The sequence below is a fragment of the Gammaproteobacteria bacterium genome (assembly GCA_011375345.1).
Taxonomy (GTDB): domain Bacteria; phylum Pseudomonadota; class Gammaproteobacteria; order DRLM01; family DRLM01; genus DRLM01.
In genome coordinates this window covers 1-21,303 of sequence record DRLM01000116.1, presented here as the reverse complement: position 1 = coordinate 21,303, position 21,303 = coordinate 1, and the positions used below count along the sequence as shown (strand labels likewise).

Genomic DNA, 21,303 nt, shown 5'->3' with positions numbered 1-21,303 from the left:
GTTTCTGTGAAGAATCCTGTCCGGTGGACTCCATCGTCGAAACCCGGATTTTTGAATACCATTTTGAAAAGCGCGGTGAAAACGTCATCACCAAGCAGCAGTTGCTGGCCATAGGGGACGAGCATGAAAAACAAATTGCCGCAGACCGTGCGGTGGATGCGCGTTATCGTTAACACCAATTGACAGCCGGTATCATGGAATTCCAAACGCTAGTATTCTATTTGTTTTCAACCGTTCTCGTGCTTTCCGCGGGCGCGGTGGTTACTGTGCGGAACCCGGTGTTCGCCGTCCTGTTCCTGGTGCTGGCGTTTTTTACCAGCGCGGCGATCTGGCTGCTGCTGGAGGCGGAGTTCCTGGCGATCACACTGGTACTGGTGTACGTCGGTGCGGTGATGGTTTTGTTCCTGTTTGTGGTGATGATGCTGGACATCAACCTGGTGCCGCTGCGGGAAGGTTTTATCCGCTATTTGCCCGTGGGGGGCGCGGTGGCGGTCATCATGCTCATTGAAATTCTCATTGTTCTGGGATCCGGTTATTTCGGTGTGGAGCATTTCGGAGAAGGGGTCAAACACGCCGCGGACTACAGCAACACCAAAGAACTCGGCGGTGTGTTGTACACGGTTTATGTGTATCCCTTCGAAATCGCTGCTGCGGTGCTGTTGGTCGCTATCGTTGCGGCCATTGCGCTGACCATGCGGCGCCGTCCGCACGCCAAATATCAGGATCCCGCGCAGCAGGTGCTGGTGAAACGCAGCGAGCGCGTGCGCGTGGTGAAGATGGCGGCGGAAAAGAAGGGCCCATCTGAAGGATGAAGGCGGCGCCCGGGATTGGCACGGTGGCCGTGGTGGCAGCACCAGCGGGTTTGGGAGAGGGCATATGGTATCACTGACTCACTTCCTCGTTTTGGGGGCGGTTTTGTTTTGCCTCAGCGTGGCGGGCATTTTCATCAACCGCAAAAACGTCATTATTTTGCTGATGGCCATTGAGTTGATGCTGCTTTCGGTGAACATGAACTTTGTCGCCTTTTCTCACTTTCTGGGGGATGCTGCCGGCCAGGTCTTTGTTTTCTTTATTCTCACCGTCGCCGCAGCGGAGGCGGCCATTGGGCTGGCGATCCTGGTTGTGCTGTTCCGCAATCGCCGCACCATTAACGTCGACAAGCTGGATACGCTGAAAGGATAACGGGCATGAAGGGCGTGTATCTGGGTATCGTGTTGGCTCCGTTGCTGGGTGCTATCGCTGCCGGCTTTTTTGGCAGACAGCTTGGCAGGGTGGGTGCCCATCGCGTTACGATCGCGGGCGTGGCCGTTTCCTTCCTGTTTTCGCTTGTTGTCTTTATGCATACGGTGCTGGGTAACGCAGCGGTTTTCAATGACGCGGTATATACCTGGATGATCAGCGATGGTATCAGTTTCGAGATTGGTTTCCTGGTCGACAAGTTGACCGCGCTGATGATTGTCGTGGTGAGCTTTGTTTCGCTGATGGTCCACATCTACACCATCGGCTACATGAAAGATGATCCCGGCTATCAACGCTTTTTCAGTTATATTTCGCTGTTTACCTTCTCCATGCTCATGCTGGTCATGAGCAACAATTTCCTCCAGCTGTTCTTCGGTTGGGAGGCGGTGGGCCTGGTTTCTTACCTGCTGATCGGCTTTTGGTACAACAGAGAGTCGGCCAACTATGCCAGTCTCAAGGCCTTCCTGGTGAACAGGGTGGGGGATTTTGGGTTTCTGTTGGGCATCGCGGCGGTATTGATGTATTTCAACAGCCTGGACTATGCCGACGTCTTTGAAGCGGCGCCGATGATGAGCGAGTTGGGCATTGAGGTCATTCCCGGCGTGGAATGGTCGTTGATGACGGTGATCTGCGTATTGTTGTTTATCGGGGCAATGGGTAAATCCGCCCAAATCCCGCTGCATGTCTGGCTGCCGGATTCGATGGAGGGCCCGACGCCTATCTCCGCGTTGATCCACGCCGCCACCATGGTCACGGCCGGCATTTTTATGGTGGCCCGCATGTCACCCCTGTACGAGCTATCCGAGACGGCGCTGACCTTGGTCATGTTGGTGGGCGCATCCACGGCCCTGTTCATGGGCTTTCTCGGCCTGGTGCAAAATGACATCAAACGGGTGGTGGCGTATTCGACCTTGTCCCAGCTTGGATATATGACCGTTGCTCTGGGTGCGTCGGCCTACGCGGCCGGCATATTCCATTTGATGACCCACGCATTTTTCAAAGCACTGTTGTTTCTGGCGGCCGGGTCGGTGATTATCGCCCTGCACCACGAGCAGGATATCCGGAAAATGGGCGGCTTGAGGAAATACATGCCTGTCACCTATTGGTGCATGTTGATCGGTTCGCTTGCTTTGATTGGTTTCCCCGGCTTATCCGGGTTTTATTCGAAAGATGCCATCATCGAGGCGGTGGCGGCGTCTGATGTCAGTGGCGCCGGCCTGGCGTATCTGATGGTTTTGGTAGGTGTGTTCGTCACGGCGCTGTACAGTTTCAGGATGTTTTTCCTCGTGTTTCACGGGGAGGAACGTATGGACGAACAGGTGAAAGCGCATTTGCAAGAGTCACCCAAAGTGGTCACGGCACCGTTGATACTGTTGGCGGTTCCCTCGGTGTTTGCCGGTGCTGTCGGCGTGGGGCCATTGCTATTTGGCGATTTCTTCGGCGGCGCCATCGTCGTATCATCTTCTCACGACGTGTTGGCCCGGTTAGGCGAACATTACACCGGTCCCGGTGGCTTTCTGCTTCATGGGATGATGGCCTTGCCCTTTTTTCTGGCCATGGCAGGGCTGGGTGCAGCGTGGTATTTGTACATGAAGAGGCCGGAGCTGCCGGGTCAGCTGAAGGAACGCTTCGCGAGACTGTATCGGGTGCTGGATTGCAAATACGGTTTCGACGATTTCAACGACAAGGTATTTGCTGCGGGCGGGAGGCGCCTGGGTGGCCTGTTGTGGAAAAAAGGTGATGTGCGGGCGATTGACGGTGCCGTGGTGAACGGTACTGCCAGCAGCGTTGGCCGCCTGGCATTTGCCGCGCGTGTTGCGCAGACCGGTTTTTTGTACCACTACGCTTTTGCGATGATCGTGGGCTTGCTGGTGTTTCTTACATGGTTCGTCATCTAGGCGCTTAAGTAGAACAAGGCTGTTATCAACATGTCGAGTTTTCCATTGCTAAGTCTCGTAATATGGGTGCCGATCCTTGGCGGCATCGCAGTCTTGTTTGCATCCAGAACCGGTGATGGCGAAGTGGTGCGGCGCGTCGCGCTGGGGGTGGCTGTGGCAGCATTTGTGCTGTCGCTGCCATTGTATTTTGCATTTGATGCCAGTACCGCGGCGATGCAGTTCCAGGAATCCGCCTCCTGGATCAGTGCCTACAATATCAACTACGAGCTTGGCGTGGACGGCGTCTCGATGCTGCTCATTTTGCTGACCACGTTTACCACCGTGCTGGTGGTTATTGCCGGCTGGGAAGTTATCCAATACAAGCCGGCCCAGTACATGGCGGCTTTTCTCATCATGGAAGGCCTGATGGTGGGTGTTTTCGCCGCCTTGGATGCTGTGCTGTTTTATGTTTTCTGGGAAGCGATGTTGATTCCCATGTTTTTGATCATCGCCGTGTGGGGCGGTGCGCGGCGGGTTTATTCTGCGATTAAGTTCTTTCTTTATACGTTCCTGGGTTCGGTGTTTCTTCTCGTCGCCATTTTGTATCTGTTCTTCCAAAGCGACAGCTTTTCCATATTGGATTATCATCAGCTTCCCTTGAGTGCCACCGAGCAGACACTGATCTTTCTTGCCTTTCTCATAGCGTTTGCCGTCAAAGTGCCGATGTGGCCGGTGCATACCTGGTTGCCCGATGCGCATGTGGAGGCGCCCACCGGAGGCTCGGTGATTCTGGCCGCCATTATGTTGAAGCTGGGTGCCTACGGTTTCTACCGCTTTATGCTGCCCATCACGCCGGATGCCAGTGCTGAGCTGGACTGGCTGGTGATTGGTTTGTCGCTGATCGCGATTGTGTACATAGCCTTGGTGGCGCTGGTGCAAGAAGACATGAAAAAGCTGATTGCCTATTCGTCCATCGCCCACATGGGCTTCGTCACGTTGGGATTTTTTCTGGTATTCAGTATTTTTGAAAATAGCGGGAGCGTGCAGGGCGCAGCCCTGGGGGTTGAAGGCGCTGTGGTGCAGCTTATCTCTCACGGCTTCATCTCAGGCGCAATGTTTTTGTGTGTGGGCGTGATGTATGACCGCCTCCACAGCCGCAATATCAGCGACTATGGTGGTATCGCCCACACCATGCCGGTTTTTGCCTCCTTGATGGTGTTTTTCGCCATGGGCAACGTTGGTCTTCCCGGAACGTCGGGCTTTGTGGGCGAATTCATGGTGATACTGAGCGCTTTCAAGGCGGATTTCTGGCTGGCGTTTCTTGCGGCCAGCACCCTGGTTTTGGGCGCTGCTTACACGCTCTGGCTGGTCAAGCGTGTGGTGTTCGGGGAGGTGAAGAATGAAGGCGTCGCCACGATGAAGGATCTCAATGGGCGGGAGCTGACAGTGTTGGGTTCCCTTGCTGCGCTGGTGTTGCTGGTGGGTATCTGGCCGGCGCCAGTTGTGGATGTTTTGCACGCGTCGGTGGACAATCTTTTGCAGCACGTCGTGGTATCAAAAACCGCGGCTTTGGCGGGGCTGTAGGGTTGGCTGCTCTGGCGGGAAGTGGACGAGGAACAATGGTGAAATTCCGTGGCTAATGCAACGTTCGTAATGCCGGACATGACGCCGGCGCTGTCCGAGATCTTTGTGCTCACCATGGCGTGTGTGATTCTCGTCGTCGATCTTTTTCTCAAAGATGCCCAGCGGCACATCACTTACCTGTTGTCTTTGGCGACCCTGCTGGGCGCGGCGATCTTGACCTTTGGTTTGCACGATGCCGAGCCGGTAGTGACGTTTTCCGGCACCTTTGTCAGCGACAGCATGGCGGATGTGCTGAAGTTTTTTATTTATCTGGTTACGGCCGCGGTATTTGTGTATTCCAGGACGTATCTGGAGCAGCGCCAGTTGTTCAAGGGTGAGTTCTTCGTGCTGGGTTTGTTCGGCGTGCTGGGCATGATGGTGATGGTCTCGGCCCACAATTTCCTGACCATTTACCTTGGTCTTGAGTTGCTGTCGCTTTCTTTGTACGCCATGGTGGCTTTGCAGCGCGATTCCGCCGTTGCCTCCGAGGCGGCGATGAAATACTTCGTCTTGGGTGCGCTGGCATCCGGCATGCTGTTATACGGCATGTCGATACTTTACGGCGCCACCGGCAGCCTGGATATCGGGGAGGTGGGTGCCTATGCGGTGCGGGGGGAAGACGACCAGCGTGTGCTCATGTTTGGCGTGGTGTTCATTGTGGTGGGCTTGGCATTCAAGCTCGGGGCAGTGCCGTTCCATATGTGGATTCCCGATGTTTACCAGGGGGCGCCTACGGCGGTGACGCTGTATATTGGTTCCGCGCCGAAAATCGCCGCCTTTGCCATGTTGATGCGCCTGCTGGTGGAGGGTATGGGGGGCCTGCACGAACATTGGCAGGGGATGCTGGTTATTCTGGCAGTGCTCTCCATCGCCGTGGGCAATGTGGTGGCCATTGCCCAGTCCAACATCAAGCGTATGTTGGCCTATTCGACCATCGCGCATGTGGGTTTTCTGCTGCTGGGCGTGCTGGCCGGTACAGAGGCGGGGTATGCGGCGGCGATGTTCTATGCCATTGTTTACGCCCTCATGAGCCTGGGCGGCTTCGGCATGATTATCTTGCTCAGCCGGGCGGGTTTTGAAGCGGACAAGCTGGATGATTTCCGGGGCCTGAATGAACGCAGCCCGTGGTTTGCCGCGGTGATGGCCATGGTGATGATCTCCATGGCGGGGGTTCCCGTGTTTCTGGGGTTTTGGGCGAAGTTCGCCGTGCTTGAAGCGGTGGTGAATGCCGGTATGGTTTGGCTTGCAGTGTTTGCTGTGCTCTTCTCGGTCATCGGAGCCTTTTATTATCTGCGCGTTGTCAAAATCATGTATGTGGATAAACCGGTGGACGATGTGCCGCCACTGGCGGCCAGCGCTGAGATGCAATGGGTGATGAGTGCCAATGGCCTGGCGGTGTTGCTGCTGGGGATATTCCCCAGCACCTTGTTGGCCTTGTGCGTGGGCGCGCTGGCGGCAGGGTAGCGCTGGTTTTCAGCCCAGCAGTTTCTGTATTTCTTCTATTTCCGCCCGCGCCTCTTTGATGATCGTCATGCTGGCGGCGGGGCTCAGGCTGCCGTCACCCACTTTTGTGAATGCCGGCACTTCGTCCAGGCCGGGCAAGGCGGCCATGGCAGGATCGCCGATAAAGCTGTGCAGTTGGGCGATGATGACAATGTCGCAGTAGTCCACGCGTTTCCCGCTGTCCCGTTTCCAGTCTTCCGCATCCAGGGCCACGGTGACCAGTTCCGGCTCAAATTCCCATTTGCGCAGGATCATCGCCCCCACTTGTCCGCGCAAGGACCTGATCGCCCGATCCAGTGTATTCCCATCGGCAGCCAGATCCGGATCATCCGCGGCATAGCCCAAAATGGGCAGTACGCCGATGTCGTGCACCAGTCCCGCGAGCAGGGCACGGTCCGTGTCCAGTCCGGGGGTGAGTCTGGCCAGGAGAGCGCTCAGGGCCGCCACCTCGGTGGTATGGTGCCACACGGCGTGCATTCGGCTGGTAAGCACAGATGACGAGCTGGTGAACAATTGCTTCATGGTGATGCTGATCACGAGATTGCGGGTCTGGGCCAGTCCCAGGCGCATGATTGCTGCGCGCAACGTGGTGGTGGGGGAGGTGCCGCGATAAAGCGGGCTGTTGGCAGTTTGGATCATGCGGGCTGCCAGGGGCGGATCCACCTGAATGATCCGGGCCACGTCTTCGGCCGTTTTGCCGTCGTCCTGAACCGCGTCGCGTACGCGCAGGGCGATGTCCGGCATGCTGGGGATAGCCAGGGTGTCGGCTTCGTAAGCCTGATGGAGTTTGAGGAACAAAACGCTTTCACTGTCGCCGTCGCTGACGTCTATGCTGTTGGCGGTGGCGTCGGGCGCTGCCACCGCATTGAGCTGGAAGTTCAAGGCGTCTTCGTTTATGCGCAGCAAGCGGGCCGGGGTGCGGGTCCTGGCCACCACCGAGCGCGGTTTTTCCGGGCTGATGGGCCCGGCTGCCTGAGCGCTCCCCCCCTTTACCAGTTCGGTATGGCCAGTGCGGGAAAGCAATTCGATTTCGCCTTCGATGAGGTAGAAACTCCACGGATCGTTGTGGCCAAAACGAAACAGTGTTTGGCCGGCTTTGACTTCGTCTACGAATGACTGTTGCGCCAGCTCCCGCAGGCCAGCGCCGTCCAGGCGGCGGAGGGGATCGAGGTGAGAGAGCAACTGTGGATCGACCATCAGACTTGTTTTCCCGGAAAGCATACCGCCTCTCTTAACGGCCTGGGATTGAGAAAACTGGAGCATGGCGCAGGGGGGTGGCGCGGGCGAATAAATTTGGTGCGGGAGAAACCCCTCATACAGTACACTTGGGTCGCGATGAGAATTCTGCTCAGTAACGACGACGGCTATCTTGCACCGGGACTGGCCGCTTTGGCGGAGGCGCTCTCTACCATAGCCAGCGTGACCGTGGTCGCACCGGACCGCAATCGCAGCGGGGCCAGCAACTCCCTCACTCTGGATTTTCCCATCCGCCCCAGCCGCGCCGTCAACGGTTTCATTTATGTGGACGGCACGCCCACGGATTGCGTACACCTGGCCATTACCGGCTTGCTGGATCACGAGCCCGATATGGTGTTGTCGGGCATCAATGCAGGCGCCAACCTGGGCGACGACGTGTTGTATTCCGGCACGGTTGCGGCGGCCATGGAGGGGCGCTTCCTGGGTCTTCCCGCCGTGGCCTTGTCGCTGCTGGGTGCCGAGCCCAGGCACTATGGCACCGGTGCCAGGGTGGCCCTGCAGCTGGTGGAGCGCCTGCAGCACGAACCCCTGCCGGCGGACACCATACTCAATGTCAATATTCCTGATCTGCCCTGGGAGGCACTGCAGGGGTTTGAGGCGACCCGCCTGGGCCACCGGCGCAAGGCCGAGCCCGTGATTCGCGCCGAGGATCCCCGCGGCCGCGATATCTACTGGGTGGGGCCGGCCGGTCCGGAGGAAGATGCCGGCCCCGGCACGGACTTTCATGCGGTGCGGCAAGGCCGGGTGTCCATCACGCCCTTGCAGGTGGATCTGACCCGCTACGCGGCCCTGGAGCAGGTGTCCCACTGGGTGAAAGGCATGTCGGATTCATGAGCCATTGGCGTGGCATCGGCTTCACTTCCCAGCGGGCGCGGGACCGTCTGGTCCTGGGTTTGCGGGATGCTGGCATCTGCAATGAGGCGGTGCTGGAGGTGATGCGGGTGACGCCCCGCCATTTGTTTGTGGATGAGGCCCTCGCCAGCCGCGCCTATGACAACATCGCCCTCCCCATCGGTCTGGGGCAGACCATTTCCCAGCCCTACACCGTGGCCCGCATGACACAGTCCCTGTTGGAAGGCGGCCCTGCCCGGCGGGTGCTGGAAATTGGCACGGGTTCAGGTTATCAGTGCGCCATACTTGCCCAGCTCCTGCCGGAGGTGTACACGGTGGAGCGCCTGGCGGAGTTGGTGGCCCAGGCCCGCCGGCGCTTCCACAGCCTGCGACTGCGCAACATCCGGATCCGCCACGGTGACGGCACCCAGGGGTGGCCGGAGCAGGCGCCCTTCGACGCCATTTTAGCCACCGCCGCTCCTGAATGCGTGCCCGCGCCTTTGCTGGAGCAGTTGGTGCCCGGCGGGCGGCTGATTATCCCGGTGGGCCAATCGGGGCAGCAGCGGCTGGAAGTGTACACCCGCACGGCCGAGGGATATGAACGTGACATATTAGAGGCGGTGAGCTTCGTGCCCATGCGCAGCGGAGGAGAATAATGCGGGTTTTTTCGGCGTTGTACGAGCGGGTGATGAAATGGTCGGAACATCGCCACGCCCCCTGGTATCTGGCGGGGTTGAGCTTTTCCGAGTCATCGTTTTTCCCCGTTCCGCCGGACGTGATGCTGGCGCCCATGGCGCTGGCCAGGCCGGCGCGTGCTTGGCACTACGCGGCCTTGACCACCGCAGCATCGGTATTGGGCGGGGTAATCGGCTATCTGATCGGGGGGTTCGCCTTCGAGGCCATCCAGCCCTGGCTGCAGGACAGCCAGTACTGGCCCGCCTATCAGCAGGCGCGGGAATGGTTTGATAAGTGGGGGGTATGGGCCGTATTGGTCGCCGGATTTTCCCCTATTCCTTACAAGGTCTTCACCATCGCTGCCGGTACAGTGGCCATGCCCATGCTGCCCTTCATCATGGCCTCGGCGATGGGCCGGGGGGGGCGCTTCTTTCTGGTGGCCGGTCTGATGCGTTGGGGAGGGGAGCGCATGCAAAAAACCTTAAAAAATTACATTGACCGGTTGGGATGGCTGGCGGTTTTGCTGTTGATAGGACTATATTTAACAGTTGGAGGGTGAGCAGCAAGGCGAAATCAACTGGTATGAGCGGTTTCCGGCCCCGCTGGGGGCCAGGCCGAAAACTATCAGGATGGTGGTGGTGTCGAATCGTGGCCGGGGTGGTGGCCGCCAGCGCAATGGTGGCGGCCTGCGGGAGCCATGTCCTTCATCGCGTCCAGCCCGGCGAGACCCTTTATTCGATCAGCTGGCGGTATGGGGAGGATTACCACGAAGTGGCTGCCTGGAATGGATTAGCACCGCCGTACATCATACGACCGGGGCAACTGTTGCGCATCGCGGCGCCCACGCCCGCCAGCGCCATTCCCCCGTATCCCGTCTCTCCACCGGCGCCCGCCGGGCGGCCGCAGTCCCCAAAGCGCGAAACATCCTCTGCTGCCCCTGCGGCAGTCCCCCGTCCCGCGCCGCCGCCCAAGGTGGCGACATTGCGGCAGTCGCTCCGCCCGTCCCCGGCGCGGGAGCTGCGCTGGAGCTGGCCCACGCGGGGCAAACTGTTGCATGCCTATTCTCCTGCCAAACCCGGCGGCAAGGGCATTGACATCGGTGGCCGCCCCGGGCAGGCCATTCGCGCCGCCGCGCCTGGGCGGGTGGTGTACGCCGGCAGCGGCCTGCGCCAGTACGGCAAGCTGATCATTATCAAGCACAACGAGAATCTACTCAGTGCCTACGGGCACAATCAGATGTTACATGTCCATGAGGGCGATCAGGTCAAGGGTGGGCAACATATTGCGGATATGGGAACCAAAGGCAACCGCAAGGCCTTGCTCCATTTCGAGATCCGTTACGACGGCAAGCCTGAAAATCCCTTGCGTTATCTCCCGGCCACTCATTGAGGAGAATTAAATATTGTGAATTATTAAAAAGTCAGGCGTTATTCTTCTTGTAATTTCTCATATGCCAAAGCAATCTGTTACCACAGCGCAGTTAGTGGAAAGGAGGTCTTCATGCGTAATTATGAGGAATCGGTATCCTTCGAAGACGACGGCACGCTCGAACCCACGGAAAAAGTGTGGGAGGGGGATACCACGCGCAGCGGGAGACGGACCAGCAGCTCAAAAGAAGACACGGCGGCCATGGATGCCACCCGGCTGTACTTGAGCGAAATCGGCTACACACCCTTGTTGTCAGCCCAGGAAGAGGTCTACTACGCGCGTCTTGCCCAAAAGGGCGACGAAAAAGCGCGCAAGCGCATGATAGAAAGCAATCTGCGGCTGGTGGTGAAGATCGCCCGCCACTACGTTAACCGCGGCCTGGCACTGCTGGACTTGGTGGAGGAAGGCAATCTTGGCCTCATGCGGGCCGTGGAGAAATTCGACCCGGAACGGGGCTTTCGTTTTTCGACCTATGCCACCTGGTGGATACGCCAGACCATCGAACGGGCCTTGATGAACCAGACCCGGACGGTGCGGCTGCCCATTCACGTGGTGAAGCAGCTCAATGCCTACCTGCGTGCCTCACGGCGTCTGGCGCAACGTCTGGACCACGAGCCCAACCCGGAGGAAGTCGCGGAAGTGGTGGAAAAAACCCCTGCCGAAGTCAAACAGGTGCTCCACCTGGGAGAGCGGGAACTCTCCATCGACGCGGCCACGGGTCAGGAGCGCTCGCTGCTCGACACCATTGCCGACGAAGCCCGGGACGATCCCAGCGACGCCCTGCAAGAGGCCGACGTGGCCGCCTGCATCGAAGTGTGGCTGGGTGAACTCAATGACAAACAACGCGCCGTGGTGGAAAGCCGCTTTGGTTTGCGGGGCCAGGACGCCGCCACGTTGGAACAGGTGGGCCTGCGGATCGGCGTCACCCGGGAGCGTGCCCGCCAGATCCAGGTGGAAGCCTTAAGCCGTCTGCGTCAGATACTGGAGAATCAAGGGGCAACCTCGGATACGTTGCTGAGTTAAAACCTGCCGGGAGTGAAAACGATGGCGCGACGGGGCCTGGGGCCGCTTCGCGCCATCGCTATTTTGATTCCGAGTGCATCGGGTTTCAGAATGAATCGGCTGCAAGGGCGTGCATTGGGCCGTTGCAGCAGAAAGGGTGGTGAGAAATGCAGGTAGTCATGACATGCGCCCCAACATCATGACCGCCTGACCTCGCCAGAACCTCTGACAGGTGACAGGCTCCTAGATCATGCACAGCGCTGCCGCCACCCGGCGCCCGTCACCCATCAAAATATTATAAGTGCGGCAGGCCGCGGCCGTGTCCATGACCTCGTATCCGATGCCCGCTTCCAGCAGTGGCGCCAGCACATCCGGCGCCGGCCACAACAGGCGGGCCCCTGAACCCAACAAGACCACTTCCGGCTGCAGTTCAAGCAAGGCCTGCATATGGCCGGCTTCCAGCTCGGGCACCGAGCGGGGCGGCCAATTCCTGAGCAGATGGGTCGGTGTGACAATCACGCTGCCGGTAATGACTTCCTGTTTGACGCGCGTACCGTGTGGCCCCGGGCCGATGGCATCCAGCGCCTCCGGGGCCGTGTCATGGGCATTCCACGGCAGCGTAACGGTAATCTGCCCCGCAGCATAAGCGCGAATCGTGTATTCGTGGGGATGGGTTTCTAGATTGAACTGCATGGTCCGGCCCCTGGAATCGACGCCGTAGTGTAGCAGGAGCGGGCGCCTCTGGCTCCATTTGAGCCGGGCCTGGCGGTGAGGGGGCATCCGGCCCTGACGCCCGACAAAACCGGCGAACACGTGCTACAACATCTGACCACGCTCGGCCACCCGCTTGAGCAAGGCGCGACGCAATACCGCCGGCCCCGTCTCGCCCTGGGCCACAACAACCAGCAGGCTGCGCGGCGTGGCAATGAGTACCGCTTTGCCGTCCTCGAACTCCACCAGCCCGTCGAAATGGTCTGCCTCACCGAACGCGGCCCTCGTTTTCGCCAAGTGGGCAGCAATCTGTTCTCCCACCGACGCCACCGTCCCGGTGGTCGACATGGGGGCCCTGCTGCTGAGTTGTCCGCTGCGCCGGTCCACCACCAGCGCCGCCTTGACATCGCTGATCAGCAGCAGCCCATGAAGAAAGGCACTCTCGGCCACCCGGTCCCGGCCGCGCAGGCCGCAAGCCAGTGGCGGCGCGGGTGCTGGAGTACCCGCCCGCGGCGGCTTCGTGGCGTCGGCGCCATTGCCGCTGGCGTGTTGCGTGCCCCCCTGGCCGGTGGCCGGGGGAGTGGTTGTGGCCGGTGTAGAAACTTCTGGCGGCGGTTCGCCTTGCGGTTTTGCCAGAGACGCCGTTGCAGAGGCCGGGGCGGGGGTCTTCCTCCGCGCCGCCTTGGGGCGTTCCGCCAGTTTGCGGTGGGTGCCCAGCAGAAAAAACACGATCAGGACCACGGCATTGGGCAAGGTGATAATGCCCAGGCCATTGAGCCAGATCGCCTGGGTGTTGGGCAGGTGACCGAAGTAGAGCACCCAGACGAAGCAGTCAAAGGGGCGGTAAAGATGCCCGAACAGGGGCTCACCCAAATCGCTGCTGTAGCCGAATTTATACGCCGTATATTGGGTGGCGGCCCACAACGAGGCCAGCAGGGTGAGGCTGCCCAGCACAACAAACTTAATAAACCCAGCGCGCGGAAGCATTGTAATTATCCTGGCGTATGTGGGAAAAGAACCGCTGCGCCTGGCCCGTCGATGGCCTCTGGCAGGCGGGGCGCCATGCCGCTCAATTCCCTTTGTTGATTTTCGCCAATTTATCGTCCGCCACCATTATACTCCTGAACGGCCTCCGCCGTAGAGAATTTCTGGCCGAACCTCTCCCTGTTCCGTCGTTCCCCGGGAAGGTGCGAAGCAATACACATCCGTATCGGCGTCTTCGGCGGGCGGCCGGAATGGTTTCAACGCCCGTATTGCGTCCCCACTGTGAAGGAAATCAGTGCCGCTTGTGCACGGCAACATGCAGTCGGGCGTTTATCGGCCCCGCGAAGGCGGCCGGGCGGTGGGGCGCTGCGGGCCGGAGGAAGGTCTTCACTCCCGTTCCAATGGTCCTATTGATCTCACCGGCCGGGAATCGCCCGGTAGTTTTGGTGGATGTGGTGAAGGTTCTGCCAGCCCGTCGGGTTCAGATGGCGCAGACGCCGCCCTGCGGCGGACCTGAATTGTCGTTCTGAATGGGACATTGACACGCTATGGAGAGCTGGGTAATGTTCATCGGTTCACCCGCTGGAACGGGTTGGCCCGTCTGGCTGCGCTGGCGGCAGATTTTTGAGTTTTATGGGTTTGGTGCCTTGCAAGACGAATTTCAAAGAATCAAGCGGCTGCCTCCTTATGTCTTCAACATCGTCAACGATCTGAAGGCCAAGGCGCGGGCGCGGGGGGAGGATATCGTCGATTTTGGCATGGGCAATCCCGACCAGCCCACGCCCAGGCATATTGTTGACAAACTGGTGGAAGTGGCCCAGCGGGGCGATACCCATCGCTATTCGGTGTCCAAGGGCGTTCCCCGGCTGCGGCGGGCCATTTGCCGCTGGTATCAGGACCGCTACCAGGTGGAGCTGAACCCCGAATCCGAGGCCATTGTCACCATCGGTTCCAAAGAGGGCCTCGCCCATCTGGCCCTGGCCACCATGGGGCCGGGCGATGTGGCCCTGGTGCCGAACCCGTCTTATCCCATTCACCCCTACGGCTTCGTCATCGCCGGTGCCGACATCCGCCACGTGCCGCTGGTGCCGGGTGTGGACTTCTTTGCCGAGTTGGAAAAAGCCATCAAGCATTCCTGGCCGCAACCCAAAATGCTGGTGTTGAACTTTCCCGGCAACCCCACCACCCAGTGCGTGGATCTGGCCTTTTTCGAAAATGTTGTCGCCATTGCCAGGGAACATGATATTTGGGTGATCCATGATCTGGCCTATGCGGACATCGTTTTTGACGGCTATCAGGCCCCGTCCATCATGCAGGTGCCGGGGGCCAAGGAGGTGGCGGTGGAGTTTTTCACGTTGTCGAAAAGCTACAACATGCCCGGCTGGCGGGTGGGGTTCATGGTAGGCAATCCCCAACTCGTGGGCGCCTTGGGAAGGATGAAGTCGTATCTGGACTACGGCATGTTCACCCCCATCCAGGTGGCCGCCATCGCCGCCCTGGAGGGGCCGCAGGACTGCGTCGCGGAAATCCGCGAGATGTACCGGGCGCGGCGTGATGTGCTCTGCAAGGGCTTGAATGCCGTGGGTTGGGAGATCGAGCCGCCCAAGGCCTCGATGTTTGTGTGGGCGCCCATTCCGGAGCGCTACCGGCATCTGGGTTCCCTGGAGTTTGCCAAAAAGCTGCTCAGCGACGCCAGGGTCGCCGTGTCCCCCGGCGTGGGTTTCGGGGAATACGGCGACGATCATGTGCGCATTGCCTTGATCGAGAACGAGCACCGTACCCGTCAGGCCATACGCGGTATCCGCGACATGTTCCGGCGGGACGGCGTGGTGGGTACGGGCGCAGACGTTCATCGCCTGCATGGGCCATAGGGAGAAGACATTGAATCCGGTAAAAATAGGATTGTTGGGGTTGGGCACCGTGGGTGCCGGCACGGCCACGGTGTTGCAGCGCAACGCCCATGAAATCGAGCGCCGCGCCGGGCGCGGTATTGTGGTGGCCCATGCCGCCGCCCGCAATCTGGACCGGCCCCGCAGCTGCGACACCGGCGGCATGCGCCTGACCGCTGATCCCTTCGAGGTGGTGAACGATCCTGAAGTGCAGGTGGTGGTGGAGCTGATTGGTGGCACCGATCCCGCTTTTGAGCTGGTGATGAAGGCCATGCAAAGCGGCAAACACGTGGTCACCGCCAACAAGGCCCTGATCGCCAGCCGCGGCAACGAGATTTTCGCCGCAGCCCGCGAACAGGGGGTGATGGTGGCGTTCGAGGCCGCGGTGGCCGGCGGCATTCCCATCATCAAAGCCATCCGCGAGGGGCTGGCGGGCAACCGCATCGAGTGGCTGGCGGGCATCATCAACGGCACCGGCAATTTTATCCTGACGGAAATGCGGGACAAGGGCCGGGACTTCGCCGATGTGCTTGCTGAAGCCCAGGCCCTGGGTTATGCCGAAGCCGATCCCACCTTCGACGTGGAAGGCATTGACGCCGCCCACAAGCTGGCCATTCTGGCCGCCATCGCGTTCGGTATTCCCCTGCAATTCGACAAGGTTTACACCGAGGGCATCAGCCACATCACCGCTGACGATGTGAACTACGCTGCCGAGCTGGGCTACCGTATCAAACACCTGGGGGTGGCCAAGCGCACGGCCGAGGGTATCGAAACCCGGGTGCATCCCACCCTGATTCCCCAGCGTCGCTTGATTGCCAATGTGGACGGCGTGATGAACGCCGTGTTGGTCAAAGGCGATGCCGTGGGCCCCACCTTGTACTACGGCGCCGGCGCGGGCGCCGAGCCCACCGCCTCGGCGGTGGTGGCCGATATCGTGGACGTGGTGCGGGCCCTGACCGCTGATCCTGAAAACCGTGTGCCTCATCTGGCCTTCCAGCCCGACGCCCTGGCCGACACCCCGGTGCTGCCCATGGCCGCCATCGAAACGGCTTACTATCTGCGCCTCAGCGCCGTGGACCGGCCCGGGGTGTTGGCGGACGTGACCCGTATCCTGGCCGAGCTGGATATCAGCATCGAAGCCATTATCCAAAAAGAGTGCCTGGCCGATGCCAGCGCCGTCCCCGTCATCATGCTCACCCACCGCGTGCGCGAGCAGCGCATGAACGAAGCCATTGCGCGCATCGAGGCGCTGGCGGCCATCTGCGCGCCGGTGATGCGCATGCGGGTGGAGTACTTGGACAAAACGTGAATGCTCCACCGGGCTAAAGCCGGTGGATTCATGTTCTGGCAATACGCCGGATTGAGCGGCCGTAGTGCCGATTGTCCCCTCTCCCAAGACTGGGAGAGGGTTAGGGAGAGGGTTCAAGTGTCAACCTCGGCGTATGTTCACCCCTCACCCCGTCCCTCTCCCCTTGAGGGGAGAGGGGGTGAAAGCAACGATGCCGCCTAAAGGTGGGGGATTTACTGATCCCCCATCAAAGACATCAAAGCGCAAAGAACGCAAAGCGCGCGCGGCCTGTACGCTGGTTTCTTGGTGGGTTCGGCGCTCGTTGCGTTTGAGAAGTTACAGTCAGGAGATCATCAATGCCCTTCCGTTCCCGTTACACCGGCCTCATCGACAAATACCGCGACCGCCTGCCGGTACACGATGACACCCGTATTATCAGCCTGGGCGAAGGCAACACGCCGCTCATTCGTTTGAACAATATCCCGCGGGAACTGGCTAAGGATATAGACATCTACGTCAAGTACGAAGGCCTCAATCCCACCGGCTCGTTCAAAGACCGCGGTATGACCATGGCGGTCACCAAAGCGGTGGAAGAGGGCAGCCGGGCCGTGATCTGTGCCTCCACCGGCAATACGTCTGCCTCGGCTGCGGCCTATGCGGCGCGGGCGGGCATCACTGCCTTTGTGTTGATCCCCGAAGGCAAGATTGCGCTGGGCAAGCTGGCCCAGGCCATGATGCACGGCGCCGTGGTGTTGCAGATTGAAGGCAACTTTGACGAAGGCATGCGCCTGGTCAAGGAAGTGGGCGAAGAGGCGCCCGTGACCATCGTCAACTCCATCAACCCCTTCCGCCTGCAGGGCCAGAAAACCGCAGCCTTTGAAATCATCGAAGAGCTGGAGTGCGCGCCGGACTACCACTGCCTGCCGGTGGGCAATGCCGGCAACATCTCGGCCCACTGGATGGGCTATTGCGAATACTTTGAACACGGCATCGTCAACAACCGTCCCGTCATGGTGGGCTATCAGGCCGCCGGCGCGGCGCCCTTTATTCAGGGCGGCATGGTTGATCAACCTGAGACCGTGGCCACCGCCATCCGCATCGGTCACCCCCAAAGCTGGGACAAGGCCTGGGCGGCGCAAAAAGAGTCCCGGGGTTGGTTCAGTGCCTTGAGCGATGAAGAAATACTCGCCGCCCAGGCCCTGTTGGCGCACAAAGAGGGCGTGTTCTGCGAGCCGGCCTCGGCGGCGTCGCTGGCGGGCGCTTTGCGCGATATCAGGGCCGGCAAGATCGGGGAAGGGTCGAAAGTGGTGTGTACGCTGACGGGTCACGGTTTGAAGGACCCGGACATCGCCATTCAACAAGGCGGCGGCAAGGTGCAGACGGTGGCGGCGAAGCGGGAGGCGGTGCGGGATGCGATTGTGGGGCATATTGCCGTGTAGACGCGCGTTTCTGCGATTGTTCGCGGCAGCCTCACATCTTCAATGACTTGTCGTCATTGAAGATGGCGGTGCAGGGTTGCCCGCGAAATACGGGCGCCATTGTGCGAAATGGCTGGTATTTCGCGGGCTCGCATTGACTTGCGCCAATGGCGGCACATCCCTGCGCCGCGCTATTAACCCGACAATCCTAATTGCCGGGTTAATAATCAAGTTTCTGACGATGGTTTTCCAGGGCGATGGAAAAGACGGGCAGAAACCGCCCGGCGATGCTGTCCGACTCCCTTTGCCCAATAGCCCGTCCCCCCGCCGCGCGATAAAAAGCCGCTGCATTCGGATCCCCCTGAATGATAAGCACGGACGCACCCCGCTCCGCCGCCTTGCGCTTCGCATCTTCGATCAGGGCGCGGCCATAGCCTTGGCCGATGTGCTTTGGTTCCACAAACAAGGCTTCCAGTTCCATCTCTGCCGGCGAGAGCGGTTCGAGCGCGTAAAAGCCGATGACCGTGCCGTTGACTTCAACGACGGAGAATTGAAAGTATTGTGAACCGATCTGTTCGGCGCTGTAAGTGAGTTCGTCCCGGCAAGCCGCCAGGAACGCCGCCGAATAACCCCAATGTGCCTTGGAGCGGCAGGCCAGGGCGCTCAGTGTTTGTGCTTCGTCAGGACGTGCCGGGCGAATGGAGTATGGCGCGGGTGTCATGGTGCGCTCCGAAGCGGGTCTGCCGCGGGTGAATCACCAGGCGCCGCTGTGGTTCGTTGCCTTCGCTTTCCGCCACCAGTTGATGGCGGGCGACGATGCGGTGTTGCAGCCTGCGCAGGGTGGCGGGGCGGGGTTTGAGCGTGACGATGAGCTGCTGCGCCAGCACTCAACGCCACAGCGCTTCCGGGAAAGCACGTCTGCGGCCGGCGGCCCGGATCCGGCACGATTTCCAACAGCCCGTCCAAAGGATAGCGATAGCGGTCAAGGGCATGGCGCAGTGCGGAGGGCAGCGTGGTGGTGAGCAGCGTTGTGTCGTCGCAGCGGCTGGTGGTGTTCATGGCGGAACGGGCCTTGCCCGGCTTTGCACGGTGATCAGGATATCGTGGGAATATGGGCAAGGCCGGGGATGAAATCAAGGAAACGACAAACGTTTCAGCAGAAAATCCCGTGCCGGTGGCCCCGGCTTGAATTGCTCACCGGGCTGTCGTAGCCTCTGCCCCTGGGGTGTGCCTGCCCCCGTTGTCTGGTACCAATCAATAATCAACCAAAGGATGGGATGGACATGCCAGTAGTCATGAGGAAAGGGCCTGCCGTGTTGGTGGCCGCTGCCTGTGTTGTGGCGGCGTGGGCAGGAGCGCTGCAGGCGGAGACCTGTGTGGCCTTCGAAGCGAAGACCCGCACCAACAGCATTGATGTCACCCGCCAGCTGGGCGTCATCAAGCTGGAGCTGGCCGATGAGCTGGAATTCAAAGGTGGCATGATGGGGGAGATCGAATCCATCGTCAATGAAACCACCACCGTTTTGAATCACACTCTGGCCTTTGGCCCGGCGGGGGGGATTTTTACCCAGGGGGATCAGGCGCAGATCGTCGGCCAGATCGATGCCTGCACCTTGGCGGCGGTGGAAAAGATTCATTTTGCCGGCGGCACAGGGCCGCTCGGCGCCCTGGCGCAGGGGGAGGGCGTTGCCGAGGGCACCTTGAACATTTGTACCGGAATAAACCGCTTCAAAGTGCATGGCCGGCTGTGTGGTGACACCAGTGCCTTGCCGGCCCTGAAGGGTACCGACGGATGACGCGGCGGACAGGCCTCTGCTCACCGTCGTTGCGCTGACAAGGAACCGTCCTTGAACCCGGCCCGGGGGGATGGCCAGTTTCGATCTTCAAGGCGCTTTTCAGCGCGCCCGCCAACTGGCGGCGGCGGGGGTGCGGGGGCGCTACGCACCCAGTCCTACAGGTGAACTTCATCCCGGCAATTTGCGTACGGCCTTGTTGGCGTGGTTGCAGGCGCGGCTTGCCGGGGGCCGCTTCGTGCTGCGCATGGAGGACCTGGACCGGCCGCGCACCCGCCCGGGCTGTGCCGACCTCATCCTGGAGCAGCTGGCCTGGCTGGGGTTGGAGTGGGATGAAGGACCGGACAATGGCGGGCCGGTGGGGCCTTATGTGCAGTCTGCCCGCGATGAGATCTACGAAGCGGCGCTGAGCCGTTTGCACGAGCAGGGGCTGTTGTTTGCCTGTTATTGTTCGCGCAAGGACATCGCCCAGGCAGCGGGGGCGCCCCACGGCCGGCCCGGAATCTATCCCGGAACCTGCCGCAATGGGTCGCCGGCGGCGGAGCCGGGGGGCCGGCCTCCGCCTTCCTGGCGCTACCGCGTGGGTGTGGGAAAGGCCAGTGTGTGGGATGAGCTGGCGGGGTGGGTTCAGCAGGACATGCGCACGGAGATGGGTGACTTCGTGCTGCGCCGCTCTGATCGTTTGTTTGCCTACCAACTCGCCGTGGTGGTGGACGATGCCCTGATGGGTATTACCGATGTGCTTCGCGGCGCCGACTTGCTCGACTCCACGCCCCGTCAGCGGGTCCTGTACGAGGCTTTGGGCTGGCCCGTGCCGCGCTTTTGGCATGTGCCCCTGCTGCGGGACAGGGAAGGGAACAGGATGGCCAAGCGCGACGGCAGCGTGTCGTTGAGCCGCTTGCGGGAACAGGGGCAGTCGCCCGCTGACGTGGTCGGCGACCTGGCTGCCGGCCTGGGTCTGGTGCCCGAAGGTGCAAGCTGCAGCGCCGGCGAACTGTTGCAGTCGCTCAGCCTTGAGACCTTGCGCCAAAAACTGGCTGCTGCGCTGCGCGCCGATCTGCGGCGGGCGGACAGCTAAACTCAAAACGTATATCATGTCCGCCTTGGATTTTGCCTGAAAACACCGAAGCTTCCGCAGGCCACTGCGGGAGCGCCATACGAGGAACAGCCGTATGCAACATTCACCTGAGCACTGGTCCGCGGTCTGTCATTTGGATTTCGGCGAACATGGCGCTTTGGTCGTCGTGCAACACAGCGGGGGTTATACCGAGGTCAGACCCGTTGCTGCGGGGCCTGCCACCGGGCTGGAGCGGTCACGCCGGCCGCGGATTGTCGGCATGCACGGTGGCAGCGGGGAAGTGTTGTTGTGGAATCCGGTGGACGGCCGTGTCAGCAAGACAAGGCAGATCCCCGCCGACGCCGTGTTCGCGTATGCCTATGTTGACTCCAACACCGGCACCTATTGGATGGTGGAAGATGGCGACAAGGACAAAGGCGAAGATGACGTCGTATGTGATGGTAGCGGCTCGTATGTGACCGTGGTGCGCCCCCTTGCCGAGGGCGCGCAGGTGTTGGCAGCGGTGTGCCTGGGACGCGGCCATCATGTGCCGTGTTTCGTGCGGCCGTTTGAGGGGCGCGGTGACATCCCGCGGCGTGCTTTCGTCAGCAACCTGCTGGACGGCACGGTGCATGTTTTGGGCAATGATCCCGGTGATGCGGCCACATACCTTAAAGTGCTGGAGACCATCAACCTGTGCCAGGCTGAAAAAGAAGCGGGTGTAACGG

The 21,303-nt window shown here is 60.5% G+C and carries 22 protein-coding genes; 17 read left to right on the top strand and 5 right to left on the bottom strand.

The features are described from left to right. The 6 genes from ENJ19_08635 to nuoN form a co-directional block, all read left to right on the top strand. Positions 1-173 (top strand): NADH-quinone oxidoreductase subunit I (locus ENJ19_08635; GenBank protein HHM05796.1); only part of this gene is annotated, 173 nt, incomplete at its 5' end. A gap of 21 nt (positions 174-194) precedes the next feature. Further along, positions 195-812: an NADH-quinone oxidoreductase subunit J gene (locus ENJ19_08630; protein ID HHM05795.1), complete on the top strand. Its 618-nt coding sequence runs from the start codon at positions 195-197 to the stop codon at positions 810-812. A 64-nt stretch (positions 813-876) separates the two neighbouring features. Next, positions 877-1,182 carry an NADH-quinone oxidoreductase subunit NuoK gene (gene nuoK / locus ENJ19_08625; GenBank protein HHM05794.1) on the top strand — a complete coding sequence of 102 codons (306 nt, stop codon included), beginning with the start codon at positions 877-879 and terminating at the stop codon, positions 1,180-1,182. A 5-nt stretch (positions 1,183-1,187) separates the two neighbouring features. Further along, positions 1,188-3,137 carry an NADH-quinone oxidoreductase subunit L gene (locus tag ENJ19_08620; protein ID HHM05793.1) on the top strand — a complete coding sequence of 650 codons (1,950 nt, stop codon included), beginning with the start codon at positions 1,188-1,190 and terminating at the stop codon, positions 3,135-3,137. Between the two features lie 30 nt (positions 3,138-3,167). Then, positions 3,168-4,700, top strand: coding sequence for an NADH-quinone oxidoreductase subunit M (locus ENJ19_08615; GenBank protein HHM05792.1), 1,533 nt, complete (start codon positions 3,168-3,170; stop codon positions 4,698-4,700). Positions 4,701-4,769: 69 nt separating this feature from the next. Then, positions 4,770-6,203, top strand: coding sequence for an NADH-quinone oxidoreductase subunit NuoN (gene nuoN, locus ENJ19_08610; protein ID HHM05791.1), 1,434 nt, complete (start codon positions 4,770-4,772; stop codon positions 6,201-6,203). A gap of 9 nt (positions 6,204-6,212) precedes the next feature. On the opposite strand, the gene ENJ19_08605 is transcribed toward nuoN, so the two are convergent. After that, on the bottom strand, positions 6,213-7,505 hold the full coding sequence (locus tag ENJ19_08605; protein HHM05790.1) for an HDOD domain-containing protein: 1,293 nt from the start codon (positions 7,503-7,505) through the stop codon (positions 6,213-6,215). 72 nt (positions 7,506-7,577) lie between these two features. Here ENJ19_08605 and surE point away from each other — a divergent pair, with 72 nt between their 5' ends. The 5 genes from surE to rpoS all read left to right on the top strand — a co-directional run bounded on the left by surE (position 7,578) and on the right by rpoS (position 11,456). Further along, positions 7,578-8,333 (top strand): 5'/3'-nucleotidase SurE, encoded by a 756-nt coding sequence (gene surE / locus ENJ19_08600; GenBank protein HHM05789.1) that lies wholly within the window; start codon positions 7,578-7,580, stop codon positions 8,331-8,333. Continuing rightward, a complete protein-coding gene (locus tag ENJ19_08595; protein ID HHM05788.1) occupies positions 8,330-8,986 on the top strand; it encodes a protein-L-isoaspartate(D-aspartate) O-methyltransferase in 657 nt (218 codons plus the stop codon). The genes surE and ENJ19_08595 overlap by 4 nt, the downstream gene beginning before the upstream one ends. Next, positions 8,986-9,564 carry a DedA family protein gene (locus ENJ19_08590; protein ID HHM05787.1) on the top strand — a complete coding sequence of 193 codons (579 nt, stop codon included), beginning with the start codon at positions 8,986-8,988 and terminating at the stop codon, positions 9,562-9,564. Before ENJ19_08595 ends, ENJ19_08590 begins: the two co-directional genes overlap by 1 nt. After that, positions 9,513-10,394 carry a LysM peptidoglycan-binding domain-containing protein gene (locus tag ENJ19_08585; GenBank protein ID HHM05786.1) on the top strand — a complete coding sequence of 294 codons (882 nt, stop codon included), beginning with the start codon at positions 9,513-9,515 and terminating at the stop codon, positions 10,392-10,394. The genes ENJ19_08590 and ENJ19_08585 overlap by 52 nt, the downstream gene beginning before the upstream one ends. 111 nt (positions 10,395-10,505) lie before the next feature. Beyond that, positions 10,506-11,456, top strand: a complete 951-nt coding sequence (gene rpoS / locus ENJ19_08580; protein ID HHM05785.1) for an RNA polymerase sigma factor RpoS — start codon at positions 10,506-10,508, stop codon at positions 11,454-11,456. Between the two features lie 222 nt (positions 11,457-11,678). On the opposite strand, the gene ENJ19_08575 is transcribed toward rpoS, so the two are convergent. Both ENJ19_08575 and ENJ19_08570 read right to left on the bottom strand, forming a co-directional pair. Then, the gene (locus ENJ19_08575; GenBank protein ID HHM05784.1) at positions 11,679-12,128 is read right to left on the bottom strand and encodes a hypothetical protein; all 450 of its coding nucleotides are present in this window, start codon (positions 12,126-12,128) and stop codon (positions 11,679-11,681) included. A gap of 123 nt (positions 12,129-12,251) precedes the next feature. Continuing rightward, a complete protein-coding gene (locus tag ENJ19_08570) occupies positions 12,252-13,133 on the bottom strand; it encodes a hypothetical protein (GenBank protein HHM05783.1) in 882 nt (293 codons plus the stop codon). Between the two features lie 644 nt (positions 13,134-13,777). Between ENJ19_08570 and ENJ19_08565 the strand changes: the two genes are divergently transcribed. From ENJ19_08565 to ENJ19_08555, 3 genes are all read left to right on the top strand, one after another. Then, positions 13,778-15,001, top strand: a complete 1,224-nt coding sequence (locus ENJ19_08565) for an alanine transaminase (protein ID HHM05782.1) — start codon at positions 13,778-13,780, stop codon at positions 14,999-15,001. Positions 15,002-15,011: 10 nt separating this feature from the next. Continuing rightward, on the top strand, positions 15,012-16,328 hold the full coding sequence (locus tag ENJ19_08560; GenBank protein HHM05781.1) for a homoserine dehydrogenase: 1,317 nt from the start codon (positions 15,012-15,014) through the stop codon (positions 16,326-16,328). Between the two features lie 335 nt (positions 16,329-16,663). Beyond that, a complete protein-coding gene (locus ENJ19_08555; GenBank protein HHM05780.1) occupies positions 16,664-17,746 on the top strand; it encodes a threonine synthase in 1,083 nt (360 codons plus the stop codon). A gap of 199 nt (positions 17,747-17,945) precedes the next feature. Here the strand turns inward: ENJ19_08555 and ENJ19_08550 are convergent, their stop codons facing one another. Together ENJ19_08550 and ENJ19_08545 are read right to left on the bottom strand one after the other, a co-directional pair. Further along, a complete protein-coding gene (locus ENJ19_08550; GenBank protein ID HHM05779.1) occupies positions 17,946-18,446 on the bottom strand; it encodes an N-acetyltransferase in 501 nt (166 codons plus the stop codon). After that, on the bottom strand, positions 18,406-18,612 hold the full coding sequence (locus tag ENJ19_08545) for a hypothetical protein (GenBank protein ID HHM05778.1): 207 nt from the start codon (positions 18,610-18,612) through the stop codon (positions 18,406-18,408). The genes ENJ19_08550 and ENJ19_08545 overlap by 41 nt, the downstream gene beginning before the upstream one ends. Before the next feature lie 396 nt (positions 18,613-19,008). Between ENJ19_08545 and ENJ19_08540 the strand changes: the two genes are divergently transcribed. The 3 genes from ENJ19_08540 to ENJ19_08530 form a co-directional block, all read left to right on the top strand. Then, positions 19,009-19,521 carry a hypothetical protein gene (locus ENJ19_08540; protein HHM05777.1) on the top strand — a complete coding sequence of 171 codons (513 nt, stop codon included), beginning with the start codon at positions 19,009-19,011 and terminating at the stop codon, positions 19,519-19,521. A 70-nt stretch (positions 19,522-19,591) separates the two neighbouring features. Further along, positions 19,592-20,596, top strand: coding sequence for a tRNA glutamyl-Q(34) synthetase GluQRS (gene gluQ / locus ENJ19_08535; GenBank protein ID HHM05776.1), 1,005 nt, complete (start codon positions 19,592-19,594; stop codon positions 20,594-20,596). A gap of 94 nt (positions 20,597-20,690) precedes the next feature. Beyond that, positions 20,691-21,303 (top strand): hypothetical protein (locus ENJ19_08530; protein HHM05775.1); only part of this gene is annotated, 613 nt, incomplete at its 3' end.

Bases quoted from the DNA above. Each gene is read 5' to 3' on its own strand.
- ENJ19_08630 (HHM05795.1), top strand. From the start codon at position 195: ATGGAATTCCAAACGCTAGTATTCTATTTGTTTTCAACCGTTCTCGTG.
- nuoK (HHM05794.1), top strand. From the start codon at position 877: ATGGTATCACTGACTCACTTCCTCGTTTTGGGGGCGGTTTTGTTTTGC.
- ENJ19_08620 (HHM05793.1), top strand. From the start codon at position 1,188: ATGAAGGGCGTGTATCTGGGTATCGTGTTGGCTCCGTTGCTGGGTGCT.
- ENJ19_08615 (HHM05792.1), top strand. From the start codon at position 3,168: ATGTCGAGTTTTCCATTGCTAAGTCTCGTAATATGGGTGCCGATCCTT.
- nuoN (HHM05791.1), top strand. From the start codon at position 4,770: ATGCCGGACATGACGCCGGCGCTGTCCGAGATCTTTGTGCTCACCATG.
- ENJ19_08605 (HHM05790.1), bottom strand. From the start codon at position 7,505: ATGCTCCAGTTTTCTCAATCCCAGGCCGTTAAGAGAGGCGGTATGCTT.
- surE (HHM05789.1), top strand. From the start codon at position 7,578: ATGAGAATTCTGCTCAGTAACGACGACGGCTATCTTGCACCGGGACTG.
- ENJ19_08595 (HHM05788.1), top strand. From the start codon at position 8,330: ATGAGCCATTGGCGTGGCATCGGCTTCACTTCCCAGCGGGCGCGGGAC.
- ENJ19_08590 (HHM05787.1), top strand. From the start codon at position 8,986: ATGCGGGTTTTTTCGGCGTTGTACGAGCGGGTGATGAAATGGTCGGAA.
- ENJ19_08585 (HHM05786.1), top strand. From the start codon at position 9,513: ATGGCTGGCGGTTTTGCTGTTGATAGGACTATATTTAACAGTTGGAGG.
- rpoS (HHM05785.1), top strand. From the start codon at position 10,506: ATGCGTAATTATGAGGAATCGGTATCCTTCGAAGACGACGGCACGCTC.
- ENJ19_08575 (HHM05784.1), bottom strand. From the start codon at position 12,128: ATGCAGTTCAATCTAGAAACCCATCCCCACGAATACACGATTCGCGCT.
- ENJ19_08570 (HHM05783.1), bottom strand. From the start codon at position 13,133: ATGCTTCCGCGCGCTGGGTTTATTAAGTTTGTTGTGCTGGGCAGCCTC.
- ENJ19_08555 (HHM05780.1), top strand. From the start codon at position 16,664: ATGCCCTTCCGTTCCCGTTACACCGGCCTCATCGACAAATACCGCGAC.
- ENJ19_08550 (HHM05779.1), bottom strand. From the start codon at position 18,446: ATGACACCCGCGCCATACTCCATTCGCCCGGCACGTCCTGACGAAGCA.
- ENJ19_08540 (HHM05777.1), top strand. From the start codon at position 19,009: ATGCCAGTAGTCATGAGGAAAGGGCCTGCCGTGTTGGTGGCCGCTGCC.
- gluQ (HHM05776.1), top strand. From the start codon at position 19,592: ATGGCCAGTTTCGATCTTCAAGGCGCTTTTCAGCGCGCCCGCCAACTG.